15 protein-coding genes and 1 pseudogene are annotated in these 14,956 nt (G+C 42.2%); 4 read left to right on the top strand and 12 right to left on the bottom strand.

What is annotated here, in order from left to right; translation table 11 throughout:
- Window position 1 precedes the first annotated feature (1 nt).
- The 3 genes from ACWPV5_RS01105 to ACWPV5_RS01095 all read right to left on the bottom strand — a co-directional run bounded on the left by ACWPV5_RS01105 (window position 2) and on the right by ACWPV5_RS01095 (window position 3,154).
- Complete coding sequence (locus tag ACWPV5_RS01105; protein ID WP_218764316.1) at window positions 2-406, bottom strand: PaaI family thioesterase; 405 nt, start codon at window positions 404-406, stop codon at window positions 2-4.
- 69 nt (window positions 407-475) lie between these two features.
- A complete protein-coding gene (locus tag ACWPV5_RS01100; protein WP_454381994.1) occupies window positions 476-1,957 on the bottom strand; it encodes a UDP-glucose--hexose-1-phosphate uridylyltransferase in 1,482 nt (493 codons plus the stop codon).
- A gap of 18 nt (window positions 1,958-1,975) precedes the next feature.
- Window positions 1,976-3,154, bottom strand: a complete 1,179-nt coding sequence (locus ACWPV5_RS01095; protein WP_454381993.1) for a galactokinase — start codon at window positions 3,152-3,154, stop codon at window positions 1,976-1,978.
- Between the two features lie 164 nt (window positions 3,155-3,318).
- On the opposite strand from ACWPV5_RS01095, the gene galR reads away from it, so the two are divergent.
- Window positions 3,319-4,320 (top strand): DNA-binding transcriptional regulator GalR, encoded by a 1,002-nt coding sequence (gene galR / locus ACWPV5_RS01090; protein ID WP_454381992.1) that lies wholly within the window; start codon window positions 3,319-3,321, stop codon window positions 4,318-4,320.
- Window positions 4,321-4,386: 66 nt separating this feature from the next.
- Here galR and ACWPV5_RS01085 read toward each other — a convergent pair whose 3' ends face one another.
- The 4 genes from ACWPV5_RS01085 to ACWPV5_RS01070 form a co-directional block, all read right to left on the bottom strand.
- Window positions 4,387-5,424: a zinc-binding dehydrogenase gene (locus ACWPV5_RS01085; protein ID WP_454381991.1), complete on the bottom strand. Its 1,038-nt coding sequence runs from the start codon at window positions 5,422-5,424 to the stop codon at window positions 4,387-4,389.
- A complete protein-coding gene (gene nmlR / locus ACWPV5_RS01080; RefSeq protein WP_454381990.1) occupies window positions 5,425-5,778 on the bottom strand; it encodes a stress response transcriptional regulator NmlR in 354 nt (117 codons plus the stop codon). It lies immediately after the preceding gene.
- A gap of 152 nt (window positions 5,779-5,930) precedes the next feature.
- Complete coding sequence (locus ACWPV5_RS01075) at window positions 5,931-7,130, bottom strand: multidrug effflux MFS transporter (protein WP_454381989.1); 1,200 nt, start codon at window positions 7,128-7,130, stop codon at window positions 5,931-5,933.
- 10 nt (window positions 7,131-7,140) lie between these two features.
- Window positions 7,141-7,986: an aldo/keto reductase gene (locus ACWPV5_RS01070; RefSeq protein WP_454381988.1), complete on the bottom strand. Its 846-nt coding sequence runs from the start codon at window positions 7,984-7,986 to the stop codon at window positions 7,141-7,143.
- A gap of 114 nt (window positions 7,987-8,100) precedes the next feature.
- On the opposite strand from ACWPV5_RS01070, the gene ACWPV5_RS01065 reads away from it, so the two are divergent.
- Window positions 8,101-8,931 (top strand): LysR family transcriptional regulator, encoded by an 831-nt coding sequence (locus tag ACWPV5_RS01065; protein WP_454381987.1) that lies wholly within the window; start codon window positions 8,101-8,103, stop codon window positions 8,929-8,931.
- A 45-nt stretch (window positions 8,932-8,976) separates the two neighbouring features.
- Here ACWPV5_RS01065 and ACWPV5_RS01060 read toward each other — a convergent pair whose 3' ends face one another.
- The gene (locus tag ACWPV5_RS01060) at window positions 8,977-9,879 is read right to left on the bottom strand and encodes a cation diffusion facilitator family transporter (RefSeq protein WP_454381986.1); all 903 of its coding nucleotides are present in this window, start codon (window positions 9,877-9,879) and stop codon (window positions 8,977-8,979) included.
- A gap of 135 nt (window positions 9,880-10,014) precedes the next feature.
- Here ACWPV5_RS01060 and ACWPV5_RS01055 point away from each other — a divergent pair, with 135 nt between their 5' ends.
- Window positions 10,015-10,548 carry a TetR/AcrR family transcriptional regulator gene (locus tag ACWPV5_RS01055; RefSeq protein ID WP_454381985.1) on the top strand — a complete coding sequence of 178 codons (534 nt, stop codon included), beginning with the start codon at window positions 10,015-10,017 and terminating at the stop codon, window positions 10,546-10,548.
- A gap of 37 nt (window positions 10,549-10,585) precedes the next feature.
- Here the strand turns inward: ACWPV5_RS01055 and ACWPV5_RS01050 are convergent, their stop codons facing one another.
- Window positions 10,586-11,149 (bottom strand): TMEM175 family protein, encoded by a 564-nt coding sequence (locus ACWPV5_RS01050; protein ID WP_454383418.1) that lies wholly within the window; start codon window positions 11,147-11,149, stop codon window positions 10,586-10,588.
- Between the two features lie 275 nt (window positions 11,150-11,424).
- Here ACWPV5_RS01050 and ACWPV5_RS01045 point away from each other — a divergent pair.
- Window positions 11,425-11,539, top strand: a pseudogene (locus tag ACWPV5_RS01045) (glucuronide permease); the annotation flags it as partial.
- 35 nt (window positions 11,540-11,574) lie between these two features.
- Here the strand turns inward: ACWPV5_RS01045 and pnuC are convergent.
- The 3 genes from pnuC to ACWPV5_RS01030 form a co-directional block, all read right to left on the bottom strand.
- On the bottom strand, window positions 11,575-12,366 hold the full coding sequence (gene pnuC / locus ACWPV5_RS01040) for a nicotinamide riboside transporter PnuC (RefSeq protein ID WP_454381984.1): 792 nt from the start codon (window positions 12,364-12,366) through the stop codon (window positions 11,575-11,577).
- Between the two features lie 336 nt (window positions 12,367-12,702).
- Complete coding sequence (locus ACWPV5_RS01035) at window positions 12,703-14,223, bottom strand: ABC transporter permease/substrate-binding protein (protein WP_454381983.1); 1,521 nt, start codon at window positions 14,221-14,223, stop codon at window positions 12,703-12,705.
- Window positions 14,216-14,944: an ATP-binding cassette domain-containing protein gene (locus ACWPV5_RS01030; protein ID WP_454381982.1), complete on the bottom strand. Its 729-nt coding sequence runs from the start codon at window positions 14,942-14,944 to the stop codon at window positions 14,216-14,218. The genes ACWPV5_RS01035 and ACWPV5_RS01030 overlap by 8 nt, the downstream gene beginning before the upstream one ends.
- Window positions 14,945-14,956: the final 12 nt, after the last annotated feature.

The raw sequence follows: 14,956 nt of genomic DNA, 5'->3' as shown, positions 1-14,956 counted from the left end.
TCTATATCCTTACCTGTCTATCTTCTGATCGTTGGCCTGTGACAAACATGGTAAAGGTTGCTTTGCAGACATTTCTGCCCTCTTGATTGGTAATATCCACATCCACCACACAGGTTGTGCGACCTTGATGGACACATTCTCCTTTAATGGTCAATACATCGTCGAGTTTTCCTGCTTTGAGGTAGTTGATAGAGGACTGAAGTGTCACTACGTCTAGTCCTAGCGAGATGAGCACCAAACCACTAATCTGGTCGCAAAGGGTAAAGAGATAGCCACCATGGGCATAGCCATAGTAGTTGAGCGACGAGTCAACTACTTTTGTGGTCACCACAACGTGACCATCTTTCATCTCTTTAATTTCATAATTTTCAAAAGCTGATATAGCATCAAAGTGAAAATCTTTCATCATTTCCTCCTGATATTTCAAACGACACTATGATACTACTTTTTATAGTACTGTGCAAGGATAAAGCTCCTAGTCTGGCAAAATTCCGACCTGCTCCACAAAGCGCATAAAGGCTGCCTGTCCTTGTTCTGTCTGCTTGTAGACTCCTGCATCCTCAAGTACACGCGCAAAGATAGCACCCACAGAGTCTTTGACGATTTCAAGGGCTCTTTCTTTATCCGCTAGATCTGGATGTTGGACTTTGAGTTGGTCTGCCCATTCCTGATGATAATCGGCAACTGTAACAGCTTCTCCTACAAGATAGCTAGCAACTTGCTCCACTTCTTCTTTCAAACGTGGTGGCAAGATTGCCAAGCCCATGACCTCAATCAAGCCGATATTTTCCTTCTTGATATGTTGGACATCCTTGTGAGGATGATAGATGCCATCAGGATGTTCTGCAGAAGTCTGATTGTCCCTCAAGACCAAGTCCAACTCAAACTGGCCATCGCGTTTACGGGCAATGGGTGTGATGGTATGATGCGGTGTTCCGTCCGTCTCTGCTAAAATCTGCACTGCAGGATCTGAATACTGACGCCATTCCTGCAAAATCTTGTCAGCTAAATTGATCAAATTTTCTTTGGAATCCGAAGTCAAACGCAACACTGACATAGGCCACTTGACAATTCCAGCCTTGACCTGCTCAAAACCAGTAAAAGAAAAAATCTTTTGCAAGGGAGCCAATTCCATAGGAAATACGTGACGGCCTCCCTGATAGTGATCATGAGTTAGAATAGACCCCCCCACAATCGGCAAATCGGCATTAGAGCCTGCAAAATATCCTGGAAACTGCTCTACGATAGCCAGCAGACGCTCAAAACTCTGACGACTAATGGCCATGGGACGATGTTGGCCATCTAAGAAAATACAGTGCTCATTAAAATAAGCAAAGGGCGAATACTGGAAGCCCCACTCCTGACCAGCCATTTCAAAACGGATAATACGGTGATTGCTACGAGCTGGGTGGTTGACCCGACCATGATAGCCCTCATTCTCTAGACAAAGCTGACACTGGGGATAATTGCTAGCTTGCACAAACTTGGCTGCCGCAATCTCTTTGGGATCCTTTTCAGGCTTAGAGAGGTTGATGGTAATTTCAAGTTCACCGTAATCAGACGGAACACGATAAGCAATATTTTTTGCAATGGCCTTAAGTTTAATGTAGTCATTTTTCTGACTGAGTTGGTAAAAATCCGCTATCGCTTGCTCAGGAGAGTGGACATAGGTTGCCCAGAAGTCACGATTGACCTGACTCGGACAAGGAGTCACCAAGTCCAGCAGTTCAGCACCAAGGATTTCACGCGCAGTCTGACTATCCTCAATCGTCTCTAATCGAACAGCTTTCTCAACCAGCTGGTCCTTGAGGTCAATCAATTTATCCAGATTGGTCTCAACTTCCAAAACACCATCTCCCACTCGTGCCAAGACACGATTGGTCAGGTAGATTCGATCCATTTCCTCAAATGAACTTTCAGAAATGACATGTGTTACAAATTCATCTACTAAGGTCACTATAGAGCCTCCTTTTGACTAGTCAAGGACGCGAGTGCCACCTGCAACTTCAGCGATATAGAAGCTTGGAGCGTAGCCAACTACTTCCTCGTAGTGTTTGCCAACAGCTTCCTTAAAGGCATCAACAGCATCTTTTTGCACCAAAGCAATGGCACATCCGCCAAAACCTGCCCCTGTCATACGAGCACCGAGAACACCTTCTTGTCCCCAAGCTGTGTGAACAAGAGTATCCAATTCCAAACCAGTTACTTCGTAGTCATGTTCCAGAGAGACGTGAGAAGCATTCATCAAACGACCAAATGTTTCCAAATCACCTGCTTGGAGGGCTGCTTGAGCTTTAAGGGTACGTTGGTTTTCAAGCACAGCATGGCGAGCACGTTTCAAACGATTTTCGTCTTTAATCAGATAGCTATATTGGTCAAAGGCCCACTCGTCCAATTCACCCAAGGTCTGAATATCCAAGGATACTTGCAATTCTTCCACTGCTTTTTCACACTCAGCACGGCGTTCATTATATTTAGAATCCGCCAATTCACGGCGTTTGTTGGTGTTCATGATAACAACGACATTGTCTTTCAAATCAAGTGGCACCAAGTCGTACTCCAAGGTATTTGTATCTAGGTAAATGGCACGTTGGTCTGCCCCCATACCGATAGCGAACTGATCCATGATACCAGAGTTGACTCCGATAAAGTTGTTTTCTGTTTGTTTTCCGATTTTTACCAAATCGAGACGCTCTAATTTTAAATCAAAGAGATGCTCTGCCACGACCCCTGTCAAAAGTTCCAAGGATGCTGATGAAGACAATCCAGCACCATTTGGGATATTCCCATAAACATAAAAATCAAACCCCTTGTCAATCACATGTCCAGCTTCTTGCAAGAAATGAAGAACTCCTTTTGGATAGTTGGTCCAGCTATGCTCCTTTTCAAACTTGAGATCCGCTAGAGGAACCTCGATAATACCCTTGTCCTCAAAGTTGGCTGAGTAGAAACGCAAAACTTGGTCGTCACGCTTGCGAGCTGCACCGTAAGTTCCCAAGGAAATAGAAGCAGGAAAAACGTGCCCACCGTTGTAGTCTGTGTGCTCACCAATCAGATTGATACGACCTGGTGAAAAGAATGTTTGGTCTGCTTCTTGACCAAAAACAGCAAGAAATTCTTTCCGAAGCGCTTCAGCAGTAAGATGTTGTGTCATATGATTTCTCCTTTGAAAATCTCGTTAAGTCACCTTAACGTGTAATCGTTTTCTTCTATTGTATCCAAGGGATTTCCCAAGGTCAATCCTTTTTACTAAAATTTTACTAAACTATCAGTAAAAAGCAGAAAAATATGATATACTAACCTAATCAAGGAGGATTTATGGCTACCTTAAAAGACATTGCACAGCTAGCCTCTGTCTCTATCGCGACCGTATCCCGTGTTCTAAACCGCGACCAGAGCCTATCTGTTACAGAAGAAACCAGACACCGTATTTTAACTGTTGCTGAAGAGCTGGGCTACACCAAACACCTCAAGACAGGCGAGTCCCACAAACCCAAGCAAAAGATTGCCATTATCCAATGGGTCAGCGAACAAGGAGAGCTGGACGACCTCTACTACTACCAGATTCGCCTAGGCATAGAAAAAAGAGCCCAAGAGTTGGACTATGATATCTTGCGCTATTTTAATGACCATCCTTTTACCCTGAGCGAGGAAGTGATTGGGATTCTCTGCATCGGAAAGTTTAGTCGAGCTCAGATTTCTGCCTTTGAAGAATACCAAAAGCCTCTTGTATTTTTAGACAGCGATACTCTTTCACTAGGACACACCTGCATTATCACGGACTTTTATACTGCCATGAAACAGGTTGTCGATTATTTCCTCAGTCAAGGGATGGACCGTATCGGGATTCTAACAGGGCTTGAAGAAACAACCGACCAAGAAGAAATCATTGAGGATAAGCGGCTGGAAAATTTCAGAAACTACAGTCAAACAAAAGGAATCTATCATGATGAACTGGTCTTTCAAGGAAGCTTTACCGCCCAGTCTGGCTATGACTTGATGAAGGAGGCCATTCAGAGCTTAGGAGACCAACTCCCACCAGCATTTTTCGCAGCCAGCGATAGTTTAGCCATCGGTGCCCTCCGTGCGCTCCAAGAAGCTGGAATCAGCCTGCCAGACCGCGTCAGTCTTATTTCCTTTAACGACACCAGCCTGACCAAACAGGTCTATCCTCCCCTCTCCAGCATCACAGTTTATACTGAAGAAATGGGCCGAGCAGGTATGGATATTCTTAACAAGGAAGTACTCCACGGTCGCAAAATCCCTAGCCTGACCATGCTGGGAACCAGACTGACATTGAGAGAAAGTACTCTGCCATAACTCCACAAATTAAACATGACAAAAATCCTAATAGAGAGTCTCAAATCTCCATTAGGATTTTCTTTTTTAGTCCATCACAATCATAGACTTAATGGTCTTACGTTCATCCATATCTTTGTAGGCTTGGTCAATATCCTCTAATTTATAACTTGAAGTAAAGACGCGACCTGGATTGATATCACCATCAAGGACGGCTTTTAGTAAAAATTGCTTATCGTATGTTGTCGCAGAAGCTGCCCCACCTGCTACAGAGATATTTTGCATAAATGTCGAACCCAGAGCACGATTATTATAGTGTGGGACTCCTACAAATCCCATACGCCCTCCATTATGGAGAACACCAAGAGCTTGATCAACCGCTGCTTCTGTTCCAACACATTCCAGAGCTGCATCTGCACCACCACCTAGAATCTCACGCACCTTGGCAATACCTTCTTGACCTCGCTCAGCTACAACAGCTGTCGCACCCGACTCCAGAGCCATCTTTTGGCGATCTTCATGACGGCTCATAAGAATAATTTGCGACGCACCACGCATCTTAGCCGCGATGACAGCACATTGACCAACAGCCCCATCACCGATGACCACAACCTTATCACCTTTTTGAACATTTGCAACACGCGCCGCATGATAGCCTGTTGGCATCACATCAGCAAGAGTCAAGAGAGATTTTAGCATACCTTCTGTGTAGTCAGAAGGTTGACCAGGGATTTTAACCAGCGCCCAGTTGGCATAGTGGAAACGGATATACTCAGCCTGGACACCACCTGACCAGTTGTTACCAGGATGATTATCACACGAACCATCAAAACCAGCACGGCAAGCATCACACTGACCACAACCATGTGTGAAAGGGGCAATGACAAAGTCACCAGATTTTACTGTAGTAACGTTCTCACCAACTTCTTCGACAATTCCGATCGCCTCATGACCGCTATTTCTATGTCCTTCTTCGATTTCGGGATTCCGGTAACTCCAAAGGTCCGAACCACAAACGCAAGTACGGACAATGCGGATAATAGCATCATCTGCTTCGATAATTTGCGGACGTTCAATTGTAGCAAGTCCAACCTGGCCTGCCTTTGTATATACTGCTGATTTCATTTAAATTTTTCCTTCCTTGTAAAGTTTAATTTTGAGATTTAAGCGATTTAAAGCCACCTGTAACTGAGACAATCGTTCCTCTAATTTTTGCTTTTCCTCTTCTAAAATACCAAGTCTTTCCTCTCTCGTTTCATCCCCCTTTTGATGAAGAGACATATAGTCAACTAAACTGTCTACAGAAACACCTGCCGAACGAAAACACTTAATAAATTCCAGTGCTTCTATATCCTGATCTTGAAAATCACGAATCCCTGTTGCAGTTCGAGTAATCGGTGGCACAAGACCAACTCGTTCATAATACCGAATCGTATCCGCTGAAATTCCCAACAAGTCACTGGCAGACTTAATATTCATAGGCTAACCTCCTCTCATTTCATTCACTGAGTTTAAGCTATTCTCACTCACTTATCTTATTATATAACTTTGAGTTGACTCCAAGTCAAGCATTTTGCATCTAATCGAAAATTTTTTATCATTAGCAGTTTTCTTATTAGCAGACCTTTTCATTAGTCAAAAAGTTTGGGGAAAACATCTTCGCGGTAACCCCACCATCCCATAAGGGCTGAAAGGAAAATCGCACCAGCAATAATAATAGTCATTGTTGCTGGTGTCTTGTCCGCAAAAACAGCCAAGAGTATAGATGGAATGACACCACTACCATATTGAAGAGCACCGAGAATAGCTGCTGCAGACCCTGCCATGTCACTCGGTACCGCATTTAGAGCTGCTGCATTAGAACAAGCCGCAACAATCCCATTCATACTAAAGAAACAAAACATGGGTACAACGATTCCCCAAAGTCCAAGGACATTAGTCACTCCCATAAAGGCCAAAACCAAGGTAAAGAGAAAGGCTAAGCTAGTAGAAATCGCTAGGAGTTTAGGCAGGCTAAAGTGACTCACAAACTGACGGTTGACCATACTCATCAAAGATACACCGACAATATTGACCCCAAATAGAAGAGAATAGCTTTCTGCTGGGACATGATAGAAATTCATATAGATGTCCGAAGAACCAGTAACGAAGGCGTAGGCGGCTACATAAAAGAAGGTTACACTCATGGCATAAATCATGAATTTTTTGGAAGCCAAGAGTTTGGCATAGTTCTTAAAGCTTTGAGTTAGAGAAGCATGACTTCGTTCAGCGACTGGCAAGGTCTCTGGGAGAAGACGTGTCGATAGAAAAAGCATGACTCCTACCAAGGCCATAAACCAGAAAATTAGATTCCAGGTGGAGAAACGAAGGAAGATACCACCTAGGAGTGGCCCTAGAATTGGTGCTACAGCCATAATCATCATCAAGGTTGAAAGCATCTGCACCCCTCGTTGGCTATCGTAACGATCACGAATCATGGCCCGACTAATCATGGGACCTGTACAAGCACCCAATGCTTGAAAGACTCGCCAGAAGACGACCATAGTCATAGAAGTTGATAGGGCACAACCGATAGAGCCGATAACAAACAAGAGGGTTCCAATAACCAAGGGTTTGATCCGTCCAATTCGGTCGCTAATAGGTCCCCAGATAAGTTGCGCAATGGCAAAACCAATGAGAAAGCCTGTCACCGTCAATTCTACCCGTCCGCCCAGAGTCTTTTGCATGGTCGGCATGGCTGGTAGATAAATATCAGTAGATAGGGAGGTAAAGGCCATAAAGCCACTTAGAATAATTAAAAATGATAAGGGTGTTTTTTCTGTTTTTATCATATATGCTCCTTTATTTATTGACAATGGTCATGAAAAATTCAGCTGTTTCTGGATCCTGATGATCGAAGAAGAGGGATTTTTCTTGGTCCAGACCTTCAATGCTCTTCATTTCTTCTTCCGTTAATTCAAAATCAAATACATTGAAATTTTCTTGCATGCGTTCCTTACGGACGGATTTTGGAATAACCACCACATCACTTTGAAGAAGGAAACGAAGGGCAACCTGCGCTACGGACTTGCCATATTTTTCTCCAATTTCCTTCAAGAGAGGCGTGTTAAAGAAATCATTGCGTCCTTCCGCAAAAGGTCCCCAAGACTCGATTTGACACTGGTATTTTTCCAAATACTTCTTAGCCACTTTTTGTTGCTGGAAGATATGGGTTTCAATCTGGTTGACAGCCGGTTTAATCTCTACGAAATGCTGCAAATCGATAAAACGATCCGGTGAAAAGTTAGAGACCCCGATAGCACGGACCTTGCCAGTTTTATAGGCTTCTTCCATGGCTCTGTAAGTTCCGTAATAATCTCCAAATGGTTGGTGAATAAGCAAAAGATCAATATAGTCTGTTTGCAATTTTTGCAAGGATTCTTCAATGGAATCCTTGGCCTTTTCATAGCCCGCATTAGAAATCCAAATTTTGGTAGTGATGAAGAATTCTTCCCGAGGAAGACCTGATTCCTTGATAGCTTGGCCGACCCCTTCTTCATTTTGATAGGACTGAGCGGTATCAAAAGAGCGATACCCAACTTCGATAGCATCCCGAACTGCTTGCTTGGTTTCATCGATTGGTGTTTGGAAAACCCCAAATCCTAATTGAGGCATTTTAACATTGTTATTTAAAGTTTTGTAAAGCATTTTGTTATCTCCTTATTTCTTTTTATGGTTCTAGTTTACATCTGATCAAGAATTTTGTACACTATCAATAAAGGAATCTACTTTTCATAAAACGAAAACTAAAAGGAGCCTGCTATGTTAAACCTCGAAGAACTCGAACAACTCGTCGCTTTTAAGGAGTTAGGAACCCTCTCCAAAGTTGCTGAACAATTCCTGATTTCCACCCCTTCCCTCTCTCGTTCCATGCAACATCTAGAGGAAGACTTTGGTGTCACCCTCTTTGAACGCAGTGTCAATCGGATTTCACTGAATGAAACAGGGGAGCGGGCTGTCCAAGTGGCTAGACGTATTTTGGAAACAAGCCAACAAGGCATTCAAGAAGTGAGAGATTTCGACCAAAGTCTCAAGACTATTACAGTAATCTCTGTTGCTCCAGCTCCCCTCTGGAATCTCCTCCCAATATTAACCAGTCTTTATCCTGACAAACAAATCAAACATAAGATTTGTTCAACAAGCCAAGCGCTTGAAGCTATTGATGAAAATACCACAGATATAGCTGTCTTGCCCTTTTCTTTTGAGGGACACTCGATTGACTCTCTACCTTATCTCAAAGAAAGTCTGGACATCGTTGTCCCTTTAAACCACGCCTTGGCTAAAGAAACTTCTATCATCTTTTCAGATATTGATGGCTACAACTTTCTTTTGATGAATCAGATTGGTTTTTGGAATGACCTAGTCCAAGAGAAAATGCCTGCTTCTAAATTCCTCGTTCAATCCAGCCGTTTTGAATTTGAAGAATTAGCTAACAACTCCACCCTGCCTCGCTTTGCGACCAATCTTAGTAAAGATAGAGAAACACTTCAAACAGAACGAGTCATCATTCCTCTGTCTGACCCAGAGGCACATGTGACCTACTATTTAGTCTCCCTCAACCCAGATATTCATTTGGCGGAATTCATTAAATAAGACAAAACTCCTGGGAAATCTAATTCTCTAGGAGTCATTTTGTATTTAATGATGATGAGCATTCTCATGATTTCTATTCGCTTCTAGCTCTGCCATATTGCGTTTATGGGCTCGGTGAGTCGCCAGATCTTCATCGACCTCAATGGTGACATTTTGAAAGCCACAATCTTTGAGTAAGTCCCGAATGGATTCTTTACAAACTTCCATATGTTTGACATGCTCTAGACAAACATGGATAATGGCATTTTTCTCCAAGCCATCCATGGTCCAGAGATTGAGCTGATTGACGCTAGCGATATGGTCCAATTGCTCCAAATCACTCCTGATCTTCTGGATATCTACTCCTTCTGGCACAGCATCGAGGAAAATATTGAGAGTAGACCAAAAACGTGGGATGGCTTTTGAAAGAATAAACAAAGAAATAGCGAGCGACAAAAGCGGGTCTAGGATATACCAATCTGTAAATCGAAGGATAATCGCCATTAGAATGACAGCCAACCAACCAAGAGTATCTTCCAAAAAATGGAGACTGAGAATGGATTCGTTCTTGGTTTTCCCCTTTTCAACAATCAGACTCGCTAGCACATTGATAATAATCGCAATAATTCCTAACCAGAGAATCCCCTCATCATTGACCGGTTGTGGATGAAAGATTTTCGCTATATTTTCCAAAATGACCAAAACGGACCCTGTCATAAGAATCACAGCCGTTACCATGGCCCCTAAAAGGCTAAAACGCTTGTAGCCCAAAGTATAGTGGCTGTCTTCTTCACGATTGGAGATACTTTCCAAAAAGGCTGAGATCCCAATAGCAATCGCATCTCCCAAGTCATGCACCGAGTCAGCAAGAACTGCACTGGAACCAAACACTCCACCAGCGATAAACTCGACAATAGCATAAGTCAAATTTAAGAAAAAAGCTAGCCAAACAGTATATTTTGCCTTCATATTTCTCATTCCTTTGGTATAATAGTCTTATGAACACCTTGTTCATTCTTATTATCCCCCACCACTCAAAGAAAGGATAGAAGCAGTTAGTTCAATTCGTACGATTCTGAACATTTTGTTTCAAATGTACATCAAGTGAAAAAAGATCGCCGTATCAATAAGACAAAAAAAGCTATCTATCAAGCATTCTTACAGCTACTAAATTCTAAAAGATACGAAACCATTACCGTTCAAGAAATTATCGACTTGGCAGACGTTGGTCGTTCAACCTTTTACAGTCATTATGAAAGTAAGGAGTTACTTCTAGATGAACTCTGTCGATACCTTTTCCACCACCTCTTTGAACGTGAAAAGCATCTCTCAACAGAGGATTATTTGGCGCATATCTTTTTGCATTTTAAGAAAAATCAAGACCATATTACCAGTCTTCTCTTATCAAAAAACGACTACTTTCTCCGCCAACTGCAAAAAGAGCTCAAACATCATGTCTACCCGATGGTCGTCCAAGACTTGCAAACAGTTCATCCCAAGATTCCGTCATCCTATCTTCAACACTTTGTCGTCAGCCACTTCATTGAAACCCTCAGCTGGTGGTTGAAAAAAGGCAAATCCTATAGCGAACAAGAAGTGGTCCAATTTTATTTGGAAATCCTACATGTCTATAATTAAACAGAAAAACGAGTCCAAAAGGGCTCGTTTTGACGTTTTATGGATTAAATTGTTTAGGAATGACAATAGATAGAAGGGTCACTAGGACTGAAATCCCAACTCCTGCGGGGAAAATCGTTAGGGACAAGATTAATCCAAGAATCTTAATACCAATGTCCCAGGTCAACCATTTTTGGCGATCTGCATTCAACCCATACATTTCTGCGCCATCATTTACCTCCTCAAGCGTACGATAATACCATAAGACTGAAAAAGTAATCAGTAGGACGATGACTCCGTAAAAGGCCTGCATAGTCCCATTCGTAAAATGAGTCGCTATGAGCTGTGTCGCATAGGGAAAGAGGGAAGAGAAAAAGAGCATAACAATGGTAGCCCAAACCGTTTTTTGACTGATTTTTTGAATAAGGTGGGAGGCAGCGTGAATATTGGCCCACATAGCTCCTAGCCAAAAGAAAGAGATGGCGTAGGCGAGAAAATTTGTTCGAAGCTCCCATAATCCTTGTACATCAAATGTGTTCGGTTTTTCCAACTCAAGCACCAAGATAGTCATAACGATGGCTAAAACTGCATCTATAAAAGCCCCCAAACGTTCTTTTTCCATGATTTGCGGTTGTTTATTCATTTTCCAATCCTTTCAACTCTCACTATACTTCATTGCTAAGTGATCGTTTATTTCTATGCTACAGTATAGCATGTTTTGATAAAAAATTAAACTCGGAAGAGCAAAATAGATTTGATATCCTTCAAGTATATCACTTCATTTAACAATTAGGAAATCGGCTTCCCCTTATCGGAAGTAGTATTGCGACCTTATCTCTCATCCTCTACTGCTTTTTGCCGATTGTCGCACTATTTCTTTGGCTGATTGGCTGTGGGTTGATTTGCTACGGAGCCTATTGGAATGACAAACAGAAAAAAACAACATATATCGCACCACATCGTTCGTATAACGAGCACTATTATCATTACGGTATTATTCATTTTGCTCTAACACAAAAAAGGATCATCCGATCCTTTTTTTACTTTTTAAGCACTCTTTGCTGCCTTGCTCCACTGATACCAACCAACTAGACTGTTAATGAGATAAATTAGATATTTCCCTTGAATTTGCAGGCTTTCTCCCCACCAGAGATAGATAGAAAAGACATTGGTAGCTGCCCAGAATATCCATTGTTCACGGTAAACAGCTGTCATGAGTATTTGCCCTACCCCATTGGTCGCATCTGTGATTGAATCACGATAGGGACGATTGGCACCAATAGACTGATAAATGAAGCCAAATACCAACCACCAAAGAACACTAATGGAAAGATACTTTGTCCAACCCTTGCCGTCCAGTTTACGCGCGACAAACTCCTGCTTTTCCTTCTTAAACTGTGCCTGATAAATCCAAACTAGAAGTCCAATCGGTTGCATAACTGTGAAGTAAAGTGTCGTGAGTACCTCACCATAAAAGCCTTTCTGTAGTGCCAAAATAAGGTAAATAACAGAGTTAATCAAGCCAAAAAGATAATTACTTGCTCGACCTTCCGATACAAAGATAACGCAAATAATCCCAGTTAGGCTACAAATCATCCCAATCCAGTCAACAATACGGTGTTCATAAATCAATTCCAGCCAGAGAGGAAAACTTCCTAAAACCAGCAAATAAAGCCACTGGGCAAAACTACGATGGGCAAAGAGGTCATCCCAGATAGCCTTCATAGTTCCTGAAAATCCTAAATCAGCTATAGCCGTAACCATACGACGGTAACCACCTGACATTTCACCTAGAGTTGTTTTGATATTTTCAATTTTCTTTTGCAAATAAGTATGCATCATTTCTCCTTTTGTTTTTAAAGAGCCGTGTCTTGATAGACTTTCGGACGCAACGCTCTATTATATATCTACTGAACTGTCTATACACAAGATTTCCATCCTTAGTCGACATGAGCTGGAAATCTTTATTTGTTAAGTAGTTCACAACACATTATACACCTATTTTGTGAATAGTCAAGTGTATTTACAGTAAAATTTTAGAAAATCCTAAAAATTTCCTCTTATTTTCCATTTAAAAATGAAAATCATTAATTCTGACACTAAAAAAGCCCAGACAACATTATCTGAGCATTCTTCTCTGTAGTCGTTTAAAAAGTTGAGTTAAGTATTTTCAAGCTATTTCTTCAACAAACCTTGTCCTTGTAGAAACTCCTTGGCTACTTGTTCTGCTGACTTGCCTTCAACACCGACTTGGTAGTTGAGCTGGCTCATCTGGCTTTCAGTAATTTTACCAGCCAATTTATTGAGAACTGTTTCCAACTCTGGATGTTTCTTGAGAAGAGCTTCTTTCATTAGTGGAGCCCCTTGATAAGGTGGGAAGAGTTGTTTGTCATCTTCCAATACCTGTAAATCATAACGTTCCAATTCCGCATCAGTCGAATAGGCATCCGTGATTTGAATATCACCTGACTGAATTGCCTGATAGCGAAGAGCTGGTTCCATGGTCGCCACATTGAGATTGAGACCGTACATTGATTGCAAGCCCTTATTGCCATCTTCACGGTCATTAAACTCAAGTGTAAAACCTGCCTTCAGCTGCCCTTCCACTTTTTTCAAGTCCGAAATGGTCTTCAAGCCATATTCTTGAGCAATCTTTTTCGGAACAGCTACAGCGTAGGTATTTTGATAAGACATGGGTTTGAGATAGGCTAGATGATCCTGTTTGGCAATACCTTCACGCGCCACCTGATAAACCTGCTCTGGCTCATGACTCACCTTAGGTGATGGTTGAAGCAAACTTTCAGTCACCGTACCGGTAAATTCAGGATAAATATCAATATCTCCCTTTTTCAGAGCTTCATAGAGGAAGCTTGTTTTCCCAAAATTCGGTTTAACAGTCGCAGTCATACTGGTATTTTCTTCAATCAGTAACTTATACATATTAGCCAAAATTTCTGGTTCTGGACCCAATTTCCCAGCAATCACCAAGTTTTCTTTCTCTTTTTGTGCCAAGAGGGCTGGACTATAAGACAGACCGAGTAATATGGTCACCAAGGCAAAACCAGAGAAAATCGTCCGCAATTTTGCCTTTTCCATCACTTTTAGTAGGAAGTTAAAGGCAATGGCTAGCACTGCAGAAGAAAGGGCCCCAATCAAAATTAGACTGGCATTATTACGGTCAATTCCCAAAAGGATAAAGGAACCCAGTCCCCCTGCACCAATCAAGGCCGCCAAGGTTGCCGTACCGATAATCAATACTGCTGCTGTTCGAATCCCAGACATGATAACAGGCATAGCAAGTGGAATTTCAAACTTCTTGAGACGTTCCCATCTGGTCATCCCAAAGGCAATCCCAGCCTCTTGTAGATTTGGATCAATTCCCTTTAGCCCAGTAATGGTATTTTGCAAAATCGGGAAAATCGCATAGATCACTAGAGCTGTCAAAGCTGGCAAGGTTCCAATTCCCATCAAGGGGATAAAGAGTCCCAACAAGGCCAGTGACGGGATAGTCTGGAAAATCCCTGCAATCTGCAAGACCCAATCCGCCAACTTCTCATGATAGCGAAGAGAAACAGCCAAGGGAATCGCGATAAAAATAGCTAGTAACAGGGTCAAAAGTGACAACTGTAAATGTTGAGATAGGGCTGTCAACCAATCACTAAAACGATCCTGAAAAGTTGCAATTAAATTAGTCATGAACACTACCTCCAAACAAGTCTGCTACAAATTCTGTGGCAGGCGCTTTTAAAATTGTCTCGGGATTCGCCACCTGGCGAATCTCTCCATCCTGCAAGACAGCAATACGGTCTGCCAATTTCAAGGCTTCATCCGTATCATGGGTTACAAAAATCGTTGTCATCCCAAATTCTTTATGCAATTCTTTCGTCAGAATCTGCAACTGTTTTCTCGAAATAGCATCCAAGGCTGAAAAAGGTTCATCCATGAGGAGAATCTTAGGCTGGCCAATCATGGCACGGACAATTCCAACACGCTGTTGTTCCCCACCAGATAATTCACTCGGAAGTCGATGCCCATACTCAGCCACTGGTAAACCAACCTTAGCCAAAAGCTCTTCTGTTTTCTGAGCAATTTCTTCCTTAGTCCAGCCCTTCATCTCAGGAATCAGGGCAATATTTTCCTCAACTGTTAGATTTGGAAAGAGAGCAATAGCCTGTAAAACATAACCAGTAGAAAGACGAAGCTCCCGCTCGTCATAGTCTTTGATGCGCTTGCCATCCATATAAATATTTCCATCAGTTGGTTCCAAAAGACGGTTAATCATCTTGATCATGGTCGTCTTACCGGACCCAGAAGGTCCAACTAAAACCATAAACTCCCCATTCTCAATCCGTAAATTAACATCTCTCAAGACATCTTTTTCTGTGTAGCGCAAGGCTACATTTTTGTATTCAATCATTCTTTGTCCTCA

This window comes from Streptococcus sp. Marseille-Q7156 (assembly GCF_965119495.1).
The sequence above is the reverse complement of the archived record's forward strand: the minus strand, read 5'-3'. Positions and strand labels throughout refer to the sequence as shown.